The 12,224-nt window shown below is 67.7% G+C and carries 14 protein-coding genes; 6 read left to right on the top strand and 8 right to left on the bottom strand.

Going from position 1 to position 12,224, the window contains the following annotated elements:
• Nucleotides 1-6 precede the first annotated feature (6 nt).
• On the top strand, nucleotides 7-432 hold the full coding sequence (locus ACOMD9_RS15170; protein WP_421416495.1) for a c-type cytochrome: 426 nt from the start codon (nucleotides 7-9) through the stop codon (nucleotides 430-432).
• A 6-nt stretch (nucleotides 433-438) separates the two neighbouring features.
• On the opposite strand, the gene ACOMD9_RS15165 is transcribed toward ACOMD9_RS15170, so the two are convergent.
• The 8 genes from ACOMD9_RS15165 to ACOMD9_RS15130 form a co-directional block, all read right to left on the bottom strand.
• Nucleotides 439-1,248, bottom strand: coding sequence for an ABC transporter permease (locus ACOMD9_RS15165; RefSeq protein ID WP_421416492.1), 810 nt, complete (start codon nucleotides 1,246-1,248; stop codon nucleotides 439-441).
• Complete coding sequence (locus ACOMD9_RS15160) at nucleotides 1,239-2,033, bottom strand: ATP-binding cassette domain-containing protein (RefSeq protein WP_421416489.1); 795 nt, start codon at nucleotides 2,031-2,033, stop codon at nucleotides 1,239-1,241. The genes ACOMD9_RS15165 and ACOMD9_RS15160 overlap by 10 nt, the downstream gene beginning before the upstream one ends.
• The gene (locus ACOMD9_RS15155) at nucleotides 2,030-3,037 is read right to left on the bottom strand and encodes a PQQ-dependent catabolism-associated beta-propeller protein (protein WP_421416486.1); all 1,008 of its coding nucleotides are present in this window, start codon (nucleotides 3,035-3,037) and stop codon (nucleotides 2,030-2,032) included. Before ACOMD9_RS15155 ends, ACOMD9_RS15160 begins: the two co-directional genes overlap by 4 nt.
• Nucleotides 3,025-4,236: an ABC transporter substrate-binding protein gene (locus ACOMD9_RS15150; protein ID WP_421416483.1), complete on the bottom strand. Its 1,212-nt coding sequence runs from the start codon at nucleotides 4,234-4,236 to the stop codon at nucleotides 3,025-3,027. The genes ACOMD9_RS15155 and ACOMD9_RS15150 overlap by 13 nt, the downstream gene beginning before the upstream one ends.
• A gap of 72 nt (nucleotides 4,237-4,308) precedes the next feature.
• Nucleotides 4,309-4,947 (bottom strand): hypothetical protein, encoded by a 639-nt coding sequence (locus ACOMD9_RS15145; protein ID WP_421416480.1) that lies wholly within the window; start codon nucleotides 4,945-4,947, stop codon nucleotides 4,309-4,311.
• Nucleotides 4,944-5,795: a quinoprotein dehydrogenase-associated putative ABC transporter substrate-binding protein gene (locus ACOMD9_RS15140; protein WP_421416477.1), complete on the bottom strand. Its 852-nt coding sequence runs from the start codon at nucleotides 5,793-5,795 to the stop codon at nucleotides 4,944-4,946. The genes ACOMD9_RS15145 and ACOMD9_RS15140 overlap by 4 nt, the downstream gene beginning before the upstream one ends.
• A gap of 39 nt (nucleotides 5,796-5,834) precedes the next feature.
• On the bottom strand, nucleotides 5,835-6,332 hold the full coding sequence (locus ACOMD9_RS15135; RefSeq protein ID WP_421416474.1) for a c-type cytochrome: 498 nt from the start codon (nucleotides 6,330-6,332) through the stop codon (nucleotides 5,835-5,837).
• A gap of 142 nt (nucleotides 6,333-6,474) precedes the next feature.
• On the bottom strand, nucleotides 6,475-8,298 hold the full coding sequence (locus ACOMD9_RS15130; protein WP_421416471.1) for a methanol/ethanol family PQQ-dependent dehydrogenase: 1,824 nt from the start codon (nucleotides 8,296-8,298) through the stop codon (nucleotides 6,475-6,477).
• A gap of 340 nt (nucleotides 8,299-8,638) precedes the next feature.
• Between ACOMD9_RS15130 and pqqA the strand changes: the two genes are divergently transcribed.
• The 5 genes from pqqA to pqqE all read left to right on the top strand — a co-directional run bounded on the left by pqqA (nucleotide 8,639) and on the right by pqqE (nucleotide 12,005).
• Nucleotides 8,639-8,710, top strand: coding sequence for a pyrroloquinoline quinone precursor peptide PqqA (gene pqqA / locus ACOMD9_RS15125; protein WP_081786101.1), 72 nt, complete (start codon nucleotides 8,639-8,641; stop codon nucleotides 8,708-8,710).
• Between the two features lie 87 nt (nucleotides 8,711-8,797).
• A complete protein-coding gene (gene pqqB / locus ACOMD9_RS15120) occupies nucleotides 8,798-9,727 on the top strand; it encodes a pyrroloquinoline quinone biosynthesis protein PqqB (RefSeq protein WP_421416469.1) in 930 nt (309 codons plus the stop codon).
• Nucleotides 9,728-9,809: 82 nt separating this feature from the next.
• The gene (pqqC, locus tag ACOMD9_RS15115; RefSeq protein ID WP_421416467.1) at nucleotides 9,810-10,589 is read left to right on the top strand and encodes a pyrroloquinoline-quinone synthase PqqC; all 780 of its coding nucleotides are present in this window, start codon (nucleotides 9,810-9,812) and stop codon (nucleotides 10,587-10,589) included.
• Nucleotides 10,586-10,861 (top strand): pyrroloquinoline quinone biosynthesis peptide chaperone PqqD, encoded by a 276-nt coding sequence (pqqD, locus tag ACOMD9_RS15110; RefSeq protein WP_421416464.1) that lies wholly within the window; start codon nucleotides 10,586-10,588, stop codon nucleotides 10,859-10,861. The genes pqqC and pqqD overlap by 4 nt, the downstream gene beginning before the upstream one ends.
• On the top strand, nucleotides 10,854-12,005 hold the full coding sequence (gene pqqE / locus ACOMD9_RS15105; RefSeq protein ID WP_421416461.1) for a pyrroloquinoline quinone biosynthesis protein PqqE: 1,152 nt from the start codon (nucleotides 10,854-10,856) through the stop codon (nucleotides 12,003-12,005). The genes pqqD and pqqE overlap by 8 nt, the downstream gene beginning before the upstream one ends.
• The last annotated feature ends 219 nt before the right edge of the window (nucleotides 12,006-12,224 follow it).

Raw genomic sequence — 12,224 nt, 5'->3', positions numbered from 1 at the left:
CACCCCGTGTCACACCGCTCCCCCATCAGCATGCGATCCGTGCCGGCCTGGCTGCTGCTCGCTGCCGTGGTGACCAGCACACCGGCCATGGGCGATGCCGAGCGCGCCCAGGGTGAGCGCCTGTTCCGTTCCCAGTGCGTGGGTTGCCATAGCCTCGCCCCCGGCGTGCACATCGCCGGCCCCAGCCTGCACGGCCTGATCGGCCGTCCGGCCGGCAGTCTCGAGGACTTCGACTACTCCCCGGCGCTGCGCGAGGCCGAGCTGACCTGGACCGCCGAGACCCTGGACGCCTTCCTGGCCGATCCGAACGACTACCTGCCCGGCATCCGCATGGTGTTCTGGGGACTCGACGAACGCCCGCGCCGGCGCATCATCCATTTCCTCGAGTCCCTCGAGAGCGAGTCCCCCGACCCCGAAGGTGCCGGGGGCTGAGCCACCTCAGTCGCCGCCGCCCCCCTTGCGCGCCATCATGCCCCGCGACGGGTTGTAGCCCAGTATCGCCAGCCCCAGCAGCACCAGGGCCACCGCCACGCTGATCAGGATCGCCTCGGCGTTGAAGCGCTCGTAGAGCGCGAAGCGGATCATCTCCACCGCATGGGTGAAGGGGTTGAGGGCGGCGATCTGGTAGACCAGGTAGCTGCCCTCGCGGATACGCCACAGCGGGTAGAGTGCCGAGGAGAGGAAGAACATCGGGAAGATCACGAAGTTCATGATCCCGGCGAAGTTTTCCAGCTGACGCACGAAGGTCGACAGCAGCAGGCCCAGGGAGCCGACCATGAAACCGGTGACCAGCAGCGCCGGCAGGATCCAGAGGTAACCGAGCGGTGGCGCCTGGATGCCATACCACCAGGCGATGGCCAGGAAGACATAGACCTGCACCACCGACACCAGGGTGCTGGCCAGCAGCTTGCAGAGCAGCAGGTACCAGCGCGGGAAGGGACTCACCAGCAGCACCCGCATGCTGCCCATCTCGCGGTCGTAGACCATGGAGAGCGAGCTCTGCATGCCGTTGAACAGCTGGATCATGCCCACCAGGCCCGGCACGATGTAGACCTCGTAGAGGATGTAGGTCTGGTAGGGCTCGGTCATGGCAACCCCCAGCGCCATGCGAAAGCCCGCGGCGAACACGAACAGCCACACCAGCGGGCGCACCAGGGCGGCCAGGAAGCGACTGCGCTGTTGCAGGAAGCGCAGCAGCTCACGACCGACCACGCCGCGCAGGCAGTGCAGCCAGGGCATCAGGCGCATGGCGTCTCCTCTGCCCCTACCAGGAGGTCGAAGGCCTCGGCCAGGGTGTCGACGCCGAGCCGGGACGCCAGCTCCTCGGCCCGGCCGTCCGCCAGCAGCCGCCCCCGGTGGAGCACCAGCACGCGGTCCCTGGGGCGCACCTCGTCGATCAGGTGGGTGGCCCAGAGCACGGCCACCCCCTCCTCGACGCACAGCCGGTGGGCATGTTCCACCAGGTCGCGCCGGGAAGCCACGTCGAGTCCCACGGTGGGCTCGTCGAGCAGCAGCAGGCGCGGCTCGTGGAGCAGCCCCCGGGCGATCTCCACCCGTCGCCGCTGGCCACCGGAAAGCTGGCGTACCCGGATCCCGCGCCGGTCGCTCAGCCCCACCCGGGACAGCTGTGCCTCGCCGCGCCAGCGCGCCTCGCGGGGGGACATGCCATGGAGGGCACCGTGGTAGGCGAGGTTCTGGGCCACGCTGAGGTCCATGTCCAGGGTCGGCTGCTGGAATACCACCCCGATGCGGGCATGGGCCTGCACCGCCTGGCGGCGCACATCGAAGCCGCCGATGCGGATCTCGCCATGGCGGCGGTCATGCAGGCGGGTGATGAGCGAGAACAGGGTGGTCTTGCCGGCGCCGTTGGGTCCCAGCAGCACCGCGAACTCCCCGGCTGGGACGGCCAGGGACACTCCCTCCAGCACCGGCGTGCCGGCGTAGGTGAAGCTCAGGTCTCGAACCTCGAGGGCGAGGTCGCCCGCCCCGCGCGGGGACGCGGCGACCCTGTCGGTGAGGGGAGGTTCGCTCACGGCTCGACGATCACCCCCCAGGGAAAGCGCCCCACCGGGATCGACTTGGTCGCCCGCAGGCCGTCGACCTCGATCACGGTGACGTCGCCGCTGACCCCGTTGGTGGTGTAGAGCCGGCTCTCGTCGCCGTTGAGGGCCAGGTGCCAGACCCGCTGGCCGACCAGGATGTAGTCGAGCACCTCGTAGGTCTGCTGGTCGATCACCGCCACCCGGTTGGAGGGCCCCAGGGCGACGAAGGCATGGCGGCCGTCGGACGTGAGAGCCACCCCCACCGCCTGGACGGTCTCGCGGGGCACGCCCGGCACGTCGAAACGGATGGTGTGCTTGACGTCGAAGGTCTCCTCCATGTCGAGGATCGACACCGTCCCGGCGATCTCCGCCGAGACCCAGGCCTCGCGGCCGTCGTGGGTGAACTCGGCGTGCCGCGGCCGGGCCCCCACCAGGCGATGGTGCACCGCCTCCATGGCCTCGACATCGATGATGTGCGCCATGTTGGAGGTCTCGGTGGTAGCGATCAGCCAGCGCCCGTCGGGGCTGATCCCGAGCCCCTCGGGCTCGACGCCCACCGGGATCTCGGTGACCAGGGTACGCGCCTCGTAGTCGAGCACCGAGACGATGTTGTCGTCCTCGTTGGAGACGTAGATATAGGGACGGTTCGGATCGACCCGGATCACCTCGGGATCGTCGCCGGAGGATTGGCTGCGCACCACCCGGAGGGTCTCCAGGTCGATCATGTCGATGGCCTCGTCGTCGCCCACCGCCACGAACAGCTCGCTGCCGTCGCTGCTGAAGGCCATCGCGCGGGGGCGGCGCCCGACCTGGATGGTCTCCACCACCTCCAGGCTGGCACCGTCGATCACCGAGACGGTGTTGTCCTTCTCGTTGGAGACGAAGATGCGCTCCGCCTGGGCCGCCAGCGGCAGCATCAGCAGGGCACCCAGTGCCAGCCCCAGGGCGGCGTGCTTGATGGCGGGGGCCTTGCCCCCCTGGTTCAGAAGCGACATGTCGTTTCCCCCTCGTCGGCGCCCAGTGCATCGAGCGGCGTGCGTGGATGCAGGTAGCCCTCCTGCGGCGACACGGATGCCACCATGCGCGGGCCGCTGATCAGGATCGGCTGGCGCAGCTGATGATTCCAGGTGCGGTAGCTGACCGGCAGGCCCAGGTAGCCGGCCAGCTCGAACTCCTCGCCGAGCATGTAGTCGAGCACCGCGTCGCGTTCCACCGAACCGGTGCGCGCCGCCGCCTCGCCCAGCGAGCGCACCGCCAGCCAGGCGCCGAAGTCGCGCGGCGTCATCCAGCGGTCGGCGAGCTTCTCGAAGCGACGCTGCAGTTGCACCGCGCCCCAGGATTCGTGGGCGCGGTGCCAGGCAGTGGCGACGAGGCCCTGGGTGCCGACCACCGGCCGCGGGAGCCAGGTCTGAAAGGGGAAGTACTCGCCGAAGTAGTCGGTCTCGTCGGCGATCACCAGTACATCGTGCTCGGGGAGGTCCTGCACGAACACCGGGATCTCGCGCTGGATGGCATGGAAGCCGCCCTCGGCACGGCGGGCCATGGGGTCGTGGGGCCACATCTTGTCACCCACGATGCGATGGCCGTAACGCTCTGCCGCCTCGCGCAGGGTCTCGGCCAGGACCCGGTCCTCGTCGGTGTTGCCGTAGACCAGCGCCCAGCGCTCCCACTGCTTGTAGCCGAGGAACTGGGCCAGGGCATCGGCCAGCATCCGCCGGCTCGGGGTGGTGTGGTAGAGGTTGGGGTGGCAGGACTCGCCCCGCAGCACATCGTCCGGCGCCCCGGCATTGAACACCACCCGGTCGCCCAGGGCGGGGTGGGCCATCACCTCGAGCAGCGCCTCGGCGGGCAGGCCGCTGACGATCCAGTCGGCGCCCTGGTCGATCAGGCCCTGCAGGGCCTCGCCGACGTCGCCCCCGTCGGCAACCTCCGCCTCGTGGAGCACGAACTCCTGGTCGAGAAACTGGGCCGTGGCGTTGTTGTCGTTGATGCCCAGGCGAGCCCCCTGGACACCCTCGTCGTCGAGCACCGGGTCGAGCACCGAGAGCGGCTCCCGGTCATCGGGTCGCTCCATGCCCAGATAGCCCAGGGTGATGGTCTCCACCGTGTCGGCCGGCAGGGCCGCCGACCAGCCGAGGCCGGCGGCGAGCCCTCCCACCGCCAGCCAGCGGAGGGTGAATGGCAAGGTTCTCATGTGTGCTCCTCAGGCAGCCGTGCTGCCGCAGTCGTTGTTGTTCTGGCCTTCCCTGTGCCCATGGCCTTCAGACTAGGGCATACGCTCCATGATCACCCGGACCATCCGCCCCAGTCTCTCCTCCAGCAGATAGGGTTGCTCGCACATGGCCGGCAGCGCCTGCTGGCGCCGCTCGAAGGTGCGCTCCTCCCAGAACAGCGACTCGGAGAGCCGTTCGATCTCCGCCTCGTCTGCCGAGTCGTCGGCGCGCAGCGCCTCCAGCTCATCGACCATGTCGGAGATGGCCTCGAGTCGCCCCATCTGGGCGCGGGACGCCTGGCGGATGCCGTCGATGGTGCGACGCCGTTCGCGATTGGTGAGCTCGAAGAGGCCAGCGAACAGGAGCGTCAACCGCTCTTCGGCTTCGCCCTTGTCCACCGAGGCGACGAAGTCCCGGACGCGCTCCAGGGCCTCGTCCTCGGGGGTCTCGCGGGCGGTGGCAAAGCGCGCCACACGCCCGACCTCCTCGTCCTCCCACCACGCCTGCTCGAGGTCATCCAGGGAGGGCCCCGTCCAGATGGTGCCCCAGGCCAGCTCCGGGATCAGCCGCTGCACGCAGGGCCAGTCGGGAGGCCCCGCCGCCGCTCGCTGGGCTTCGACCCGCTCCCCGCCGCCCAGCGCCAGGGCCGCCCCCAGCCCCAGCATCAGCAGAGTCGAATGCAGAGGATTCATGGCTCACCTCCTGCATCCGCCGGATCGGAGGTCAGCAGTTGCCCGTGCCGGTCGAGCAGCGGCACCCCGTACTCCACGAGAATCGCCTCGATCTCCTCCTGGTGACGGTCGATGAAGTCGTTGATCCAGTCCTTCCACTGGGGCTCCCCGCGCCGAATGCCCATGGTGATACGGTATTCCAGGCGCGCGCCGGAGTCGTCGTCGACCAGCGGGATGACGCGCAGCGGCGGGTCCTGGCGCGCCGCGTAGTAGCCGGCCAGCGGCCCCCACAGCACGGCGCCCTCGGTGTTGCCGGCCACCACATCCTCGACGGCGTCGCGCACCGGTGCCCGCACCCGGGTGTCGACCATCAGCGGGTAGCTCTCGACCCTGGCCCCGACGCGTCGCAGCGCGACCAGTGGCGGGGTTTCCGTGACGACGCCGATGCGGCGCCCCGCCAGCGCCGGGTCCGTCAGGCTGGTGACCTCGAGATCGGAGGCCTCGGGGACCACCAGGGCATAGACGGAACGGTAATAGGCGTTGGTGTTCTGGACGAACTCGTAACCGGCCACGGCGCCGATCATGACGTCGCAGACGCGCAGCTCCAGGGTGTTGCGCACGAAGCCCATGACCTGTGGCGCCCAGACATGGACCAGCGGTACGCCGAGATCCTCGGCCATCAGCTCGGCGATGTGGTTCTCGAACCCCTCGCCGGCCTCGTTGCTGAAGGGAAGGTTGTTGCCGTCGGCACAGACCCTGAGCGCCTCACGGTCCTGCCGCTCCGGTGGATTGGCGATGGCCAGCCCGCTGCCGAGCCCCAGGGTCAGGGCGATCAGTGGCAGCAGCAGCCGGGTGACAGCGTCTCGCATGCGTCCTCCGATACCGGGAAGATGGTCAGGGTGGCACGACTAGTCCTGATCGCTTTCGGCCTCGTCGGGCTCCGATTCCTCCTGCATCGACTCGATGATCTGCGGACGGCCACGCCCCAGTCCCCCCTCGCCACGGGCACGCATGTAGCTGAAGATGTTCTCGATGTTGGCCAGCACATAGGGATCGTCGGCGAAGGAGGGCATCACCTGCCCTGGCTGGACTTCACGCCCGGCGGCGATGGTGCCCGCGAAATCCTGCCAGCCGCGCCGCTCTGCGGCACGGATCAGGCTGGGGGCGAAGGATGAGCCCAGGCCGTCGGGGCCGTGACAGGCCATGCAGGCACGGGTATAGACGATATAGCCGTCGTAGGTATCGGGATCGACCTTGCCGTCCTCGACGACGAAGGCACCCGGCGCCTCACCGACGACTCGATGCTCGTCGGCCATGCCCTGCGACCAGGGACCGAGAGGCAGTGCGAAACCGAGAACGGCGGTCAGGAGGAAACCACGACCCGGGACTCTGTTGAATACCGTCATGCAGCGCTTCCTTCTCGATGCACAGGGGCAACCGGCCGTCACCCCGGGCGGAGGTCCCTGGAAACCAGCAAAATGAGATGATGATCCCGGGCGGATCACGGGCCGAAGTCCGTGATCCGCCCTGCGGTACAAGCAGGAAAGTTCAATCCGGAAGGGCGAACACGGTCAGTACCCCACCGAGCTTGGTGTAGTCGCTGAGGGCGGAGAAGACGCCCACGGCACCCAGCCCCTCCTCGGGCTCCTCGAGACCCGCCGCCAGGCCGATCCCGGCCCAGCCGCCGACCCCGGAGAGCACGCCAACGTACTGCTTGCCTTCATGCATGAAGGTGTTGACGTTGCCGATGATCCCGGAGGGTGTCTTGAAGCGCCACAGCTCCTCGCCGCTCTCGATGTCCACCGCCTTCACATGGCCCTCGAGGGTGCCGTAGAAGGCCAGGTCGCCGGCCGTGGCCAGGGCACCGCTCCACACGGCGAAGCGCTCGTCGATCTCCCAGACCGTCTCGCCGGCCACCGGGTCCCAGGCGATGAAGCTGCCCATGCGCCCTTCCATCTCGCCGTTCTGAGTCGGCGCCGGCATCATGGTCAGGGTCGCGCCCACATAGGGCTGGCCAGCCACATAGTCGGTCTCGAAGGGCTCATAGTTCATGCAGATCCGGTTGATGCCGGCATAGATCAGGCCGGTCTTCGGCGAGTAGGCACTCGGCTGCATGTTCTTGGCCCCCATGGCGGTGGGACAGATGTCGGTGGTATTGACATCGACCCCCTGCCTGAAGGTGCTGTACGCCTCGTTGACGTTGGGGCGACCGGTCTCCATGTCATAGCTGTCCGCCCAGTTGGTTTCCGGGGCGAACTTCTCGGCCACCAGCAGTTCGCCGCTCTCGCGGTCCAGCAGGAAGCCGAAACCGGTACGATCGATGATCGCCAGTCCCTTGCGCTGCTCGCCGTCGACCTCGACGTCGATCAACTGGTTCTCGTTGACACCGTCGTAGTCCCACTCGTCGAAGGGCACCTTCTGGTAGACCCACTTGGCCTCCCCGTTATTGGGGTCGCGGGCGAAGACGGTGATCGCCCACTTGTTGTCGGCCGGCTCGCCGTCCTTTGCGCGCTGTTCCGGGTTCCAGGTCCCGGGGTTGCCGGTGCCGTAGTAGATCAGGTCGAGGTCCGGATCGTAGGTGATCCAGCCCCAGGGGGCTCCGCCACCGCGCTCCCACTCGCCTTCGGGCCAGGTGCTCAGGCCCAGGTCGGACTCGCCGATCGGCTCGCCCAGCATGGTGGTGGTCTCGGGATCGATGAGCACCTCGTCGTCGGGGCCGGTGGAGTAGCCGCGCCAGACCTGCTCACCGGTCTCGACGTCATAGGCGGTCATGTGGCCGCGGATGCCGTACTCGCCGCCGCTGATGCCGACGATGACCTTGTCATGCACCACCAGCGGCGACATGGTATTGGTCTCGCCGACGGTGTGGTCGCCGTTGCTGACGTCCCACAGCAGCTCGCCGGTCTCGGCGTCCAGGGCAATCAGGGTGTTGTCGGCCTGGCCGATGAAGAGACGACCATCGGCATAGGCCAGGCCACGGTTGACGGTGTCGCAGCACATCACCGGGATGACGCGGGAATCCTGGTCGGGCTCATAGCTCCAGACCACCCGGCCCTCGTCCTCCAGATCGAGGGCGAACACCTTGTTGGGGAAGGGCGTGTGGATATAGAGACGCCCATCGCCGACATACAGGGGGCCACCCTCATGGCCGCGCAGGACACCGGTGGAGAATTGCCAGACCGATCGCAACTCGTTGACATTGTCACGATTGATCTGGTCCAGTTCGCTGTAGCGATTGCCCTGATAGTTGCCCAGTTGCGTGGCCCAGTATTCAGGGTTCTGCTGCAGCTCGAGTTGATTCTGATTGGCGTGAGCCAAGGATGCGGCCATCAACCCGGCGGCCGTCATCACGTAACAGATCTCTCGCAGCATGGCGTTGTCTCCGTCGCTCTGAAAGGTGTGCCGCGGGGTCCGGCACATCTCGTTGTGCTTGTTATCCTGTTTCAGGCACTGACAGTGAAGGTCTAGCACAACTTTCGCCGGCGTCAGGGCGGTTGCGGGGATTTCGGCATTCACATCAGGTCAAAAGACTTTTGCGAACGGGCAACAATCCCGACATATCCCTGCACTGGCGGCATCATGGAGTCCCTCGCCCCGCCTGCCTCGCACAACGCAGCACAGAATTAGACCTTGGTAGCAAGGTAGAACTCGGGTGGCGTGCTTAACTGTAAGGGTGCAAGACCGATATCCACCCGTACGTGGAGGTAATCCCATGTGGACCAAGCCTGCCTATACCGATCTACGCCTGGGCTTCGAAGTGACGCTGTATATTTCCAACCGCTGATATACAAGGTGATGAAGTTCGAGACTGGCTGACACTCCACTCACGGGGGTGTCAGCCTTTCATTTTCCGGCAGCCCAGGAGAGACACATGCACGTACTGGTTCTGGGTGCCGCGGCAGGAGGCGGCTTCCCCCAGTGGAACTGCAACTGCCGACTCTGCCATGGCGTTCGGCAGGGCACCGTGGATGCCAGGGCACGCACCCAGTCGTCGATCGCCATCAGCAGCGACGGCGAGCAGTGGTTGTTGTGCAACGCCTCGCCTGACATCCGCGCCCAACTGGCCGCCAACCCCGAGCTGCATCCCAGGCGCGTACCACGCGACAGCGGCATCAGCGGCGTGCTGCTGGTGGACGGCCAGATCGACCATGCCACCGGCCTGCTGTCGCTGCGCGAGGGCTGCCCCTTCGATGTCTGGTGCACGCCCAATGTGCATCAGGACCTGAGCAGCGGTTTTCCCCTGTTTCGCATGCTCGAGCACTGGCAGGGCGGGCTGACCTGGCACCCCATCCCGGTCGATGGCACGCACCGGGAGGCCAGCTTCGAGATCCCGGCCTGCCCCGGCCTGACCTTCACCGCCGTGGCCCTGACCAGCAATGCCCCGCCCTACTCGCCCCGCCGTGGCGCACCGACCCCGGGCGACAACATCGGCCTGCTGGTCGAGGACCGGCGGCGCGGTACACGGCTGTTCTACGCACCGGGGCTCGGCGAGCTCGACGACGGGGTGCGCGCCTTGCTGACCCGGGCCGACTGCGTGCTGGTCGACGGCACCCTGTGGCATGACGACGAACTGATCGCCGCCGGCGTCGGCCAGTCCCGTGGCAGGGACATGGGTCACCTGGCGCTCGCGGGCGAAGGAGGCCTGCTCGCCGAACTGGATGTCCTGCCGGCGACGACGCGGCGGGTGCTGATCCATATCAACAATACCAACCCGATCCTCGACGAGGGGTCGGAGGAGCGCGCGACCCTGACCCGGGCCGGCATCGAGGTGGCCTTCGACGGCATGCGCCTGGAGGTGTGAACCCCCATGGGCGAGCGTCGTCTCAACCCATGAGGCGTGTTTCCGCTTCCCTGCGCGAATGACACTCAGAGAGGAACCCCGCATGACACGCATCGCGTCACCGCTGTCGAGTTCGCAGGGAGAGGCCATGAGCCCCCGGGCCTTCCGTGAGGCCCTGATGGCCAAGGGTGACTACTACCATATCCACCACCCCTACCAGGTCGACATGGCCGAGGGGCGCGCCACTCCCGAACAACTGCGCGGCTGGGTGGCCAACCGCTTCTATTACCAGGTCAACATCCCGCAGAAGGATGCCGCCCTGCTGGCCAACTGTCCCGACGCTGCCACCCGCCGCCGCTGGATCCAGCGCCTGCTCGACCACGACGGCCATGACCGGGACGGCGGTGGCATCGAGGCCTGGCTGACGCTGGGAGAGGCCGTGGGCCTGTCCCGCGACGAGCTCTGGTCCCAGGAGCATGTGCTGCCCGGCGTGCGCTTCGCCGTGGATGCCTATGTCAACTTCGTGCGTCGTGCCGACTGGCGCGAGGCGGCGATCTCCTCGCTCACCGAGCTGTTCGCCCCCGAGGCCCACCGCAGCCGCCTCGATACCTGGCCGAGGCATTACCCGTGGATCGACGAGGCCGGCTACGGCTACTTCCGCAAGCGCCTGAAGGAGGCCCGCCGCGATGTCGAACACGGCCTGGAGGTGGCGCTGGCGGTCTGCACCACCGCGGCCGCCCAACAGCGCGCCCTGGAGATCCTGCAGTTCAAGCTCGACGTGCTGTGGTCGATGCTCGATGCCATGAGCATGGCCTACCAGCTCGGCCGGCCGCCCTACCACACCGTCACCGACCAGCGCGTCTACCACCGGGGGCTGTCATGAACGGGACCACCGTCTACAGGCTGCGTCCCGGCTGGCGCCTGCAGTGGGAAGAGGCCCAGCAGCGCCATGTGCTGCTCTACCCCGAAGGCATGGTGCAGCTGAACGACAGTGCCGGCGCCATCCTCTCGCAGCTGGATGGTCAGCGCGACGTGGACACGGTGATCGCGACCCTCCAGGTGCAATACCCCGATGCCCCCGCCGCAGCGATCGAGCAGGACGTCCACGAGTTCCTGGCTGATGCCACCCGTCAAGGCTGGATTCACCATGACTGATCACACCGACACCCGCTCCGCCAACGGCCAGACCGGCGCACCACTGTGGCTGCTCGCCGAGCTGACCTACCGCTGTCCGCTGCAGTGCTCCTACTGCTCCAATCCGCTGGACTTCGCCGCCGTCAAGGAGGAGCTGACCACCGAGGAGTGGATCGACACCCTGACGCAGGCCCGCGCCATGGGGGCCGTCCAGCTGGGCTTCTCCGGCGGCGAACCGCTGGTCCGCCGGGACCTCGAGACCCTGGTCGCCGAGGCGCGACGGCTGGGCTTCTACAGCAACCTGATCACCTCGGGCCTGGGGCTGGACGAGCCGCGCATCGAGGCCCTGCAGGAGGCTGGGCTCGACCATATCCAGATCAGCCTCCAGGCCTCCGACCCCGATGTCGCCGCAGCGGTGGCCGGCTCATCCAGGGCCCACGAGAAGAAGCTGGCCATGGCGCGGGCCGTCAAGGCCGCCGGCTACCCCATGGTGCTCAATGTGGTGCTGCACCGCCACAACATCGACCGGCTCGATCGTATCATCGCCCTGTGTGACGACCTGGGTGCCGACGCCGTGGAACTCGCCAACTGCCAGCTCTACGGCTGGGCACACCTCAACCGGGCCGGCCTGCTGCCCAGTGCCGCCCAGCTCGAGGCCGCCGAGGCGACTACCGCGCGCTGGCGCCAACGCCTGGCGGAGCGGGGCCGGGACATGCGCCTGCTGTTCGTGGTACCCGACTACTACGCCGACCGGCCCAAGGCGTGCATGGGCGGCTGGGGCTCGATCTTCATGACCGTGGCGCCGGACGGTGCAGTGCTGCCCTGCCACAGTGCCCGCATGCTGCCGATGCGCTTTCCCCAGGTGCGCGAGCGCCCGCTGCGCGAAATCTGGTACGACAGCGAGGCCTTCAACCGCTATCGCGGCGACAGCTGGATGTCGGAGCCCTGCCGCAGCTGCGACGAGCGTCACCGGGACGTCGGGGGCTGCCGCTGTCAGGCCTACCTGCTCACCGGCGATCCCACCGCCACCGATCCGGTGTGCGACCTCTCGCCCGATCACCACCTGATCGAGGCCGCCCGTCGGGAGGCCGACAGCGATACCCGCTCGGCCAGCGAGCTGACGCCCCGCAACGTCCATGAATCGCGGGTCTTCTGCCGCGCATGAAGGGGCCGGTGCCGGTCGACTCGACGCGCCCCTCCTGGCCGTGCCCGGCCCTGTTGGCACCACGCCCTGCGTCGGTGCCGACAGCGTGACGCAATGTTGCCAGACGGCAACGCACTTATGCCGCTGCGGCACAATCCCCCCTTGTGACTCACCTAGACTGACATCACCGCCAGCTTGATCGTGACGACACCCGCAACAACAACCCTGGGGGAAGTCCAT

The sequence above is a fragment of the Halomonas terrestris genome (assembly GCF_049166755.1).
In the GTDB taxonomy this organism is placed as follows: Bacteria; Pseudomonadota; Gammaproteobacteria; order Pseudomonadales; family Halomonadaceae; genus Halomonas.
The sequence above is the reverse complement of the archived record's forward strand: the minus strand, read 5'-3'. Positions and strand labels throughout refer to the sequence as shown.

What these genes read in the sequence shown, in the direction of transcription:
- ACOMD9_RS15165 (WP_421416492.1), bottom strand. Translation starts at nt 1,248, where the DNA reads ATGCGCCTGATGCCCTGGCTGCACTGCCTGCGCGGCGTGGTCGGTCGT.
- pqqC (WP_421416467.1), top strand. Translation starts at nt 9,810, where the DNA reads ATGACACGCATCGCGTCACCGCTGTCGAGTTCGCAGGGAGAGGCCATG.
- ACOMD9_RS15150 (WP_421416483.1), bottom strand. Translation starts at nt 4,236, where the DNA reads ATGAGAACCTTGCCATTCACCCTCCGCTGGCTGGCGGTGGGAGGGCTC.
- ACOMD9_RS15130 (WP_421416471.1), bottom strand. Translation starts at nt 8,298, where the DNA reads ATGCTGCGAGAGATCTGTTACGTGATGACGGCCGCCGGGTTGATGGCC.
- pqqD (WP_421416464.1), top strand. Translation starts at nt 10,586, where the DNA reads ATGAACGGGACCACCGTCTACAGGCTGCGTCCCGGCTGGCGCCTGCAG.
- ACOMD9_RS15140 (WP_421416477.1), bottom strand. Translation starts at nt 5,795, where the DNA reads ATGCGAGACGCTGTCACCCGGCTGCTGCTGCCACTGATCGCCCTGACC.
- pqqB (WP_421416469.1), top strand. Translation starts at nt 8,798, where the DNA reads ATGCACGTACTGGTTCTGGGTGCCGCGGCAGGAGGCGGCTTCCCCCAG.
- ACOMD9_RS15135 (WP_421416474.1), bottom strand. Translation starts at nt 6,332, where the DNA reads ATGACGGTATTCAACAGAGTCCCGGGTCGTGGTTTCCTCCTGACCGCC.
- ACOMD9_RS15155 (WP_421416486.1), bottom strand. Translation starts at nt 3,037, where the DNA reads ATGTCGCTTCTGAACCAGGGGGGCAAGGCCCCCGCCATCAAGCACGCC.
- ACOMD9_RS15145 (WP_421416480.1), bottom strand. Translation starts at nt 4,947, where the DNA reads ATGAATCCTCTGCATTCGACTCTGCTGATGCTGGGGCTGGGGGCGGCC.
- pqqE (WP_421416461.1), top strand. Translation starts at nt 10,854, where the DNA reads ATGACTGATCACACCGACACCCGCTCCGCCAACGGCCAGACCGGCGCA.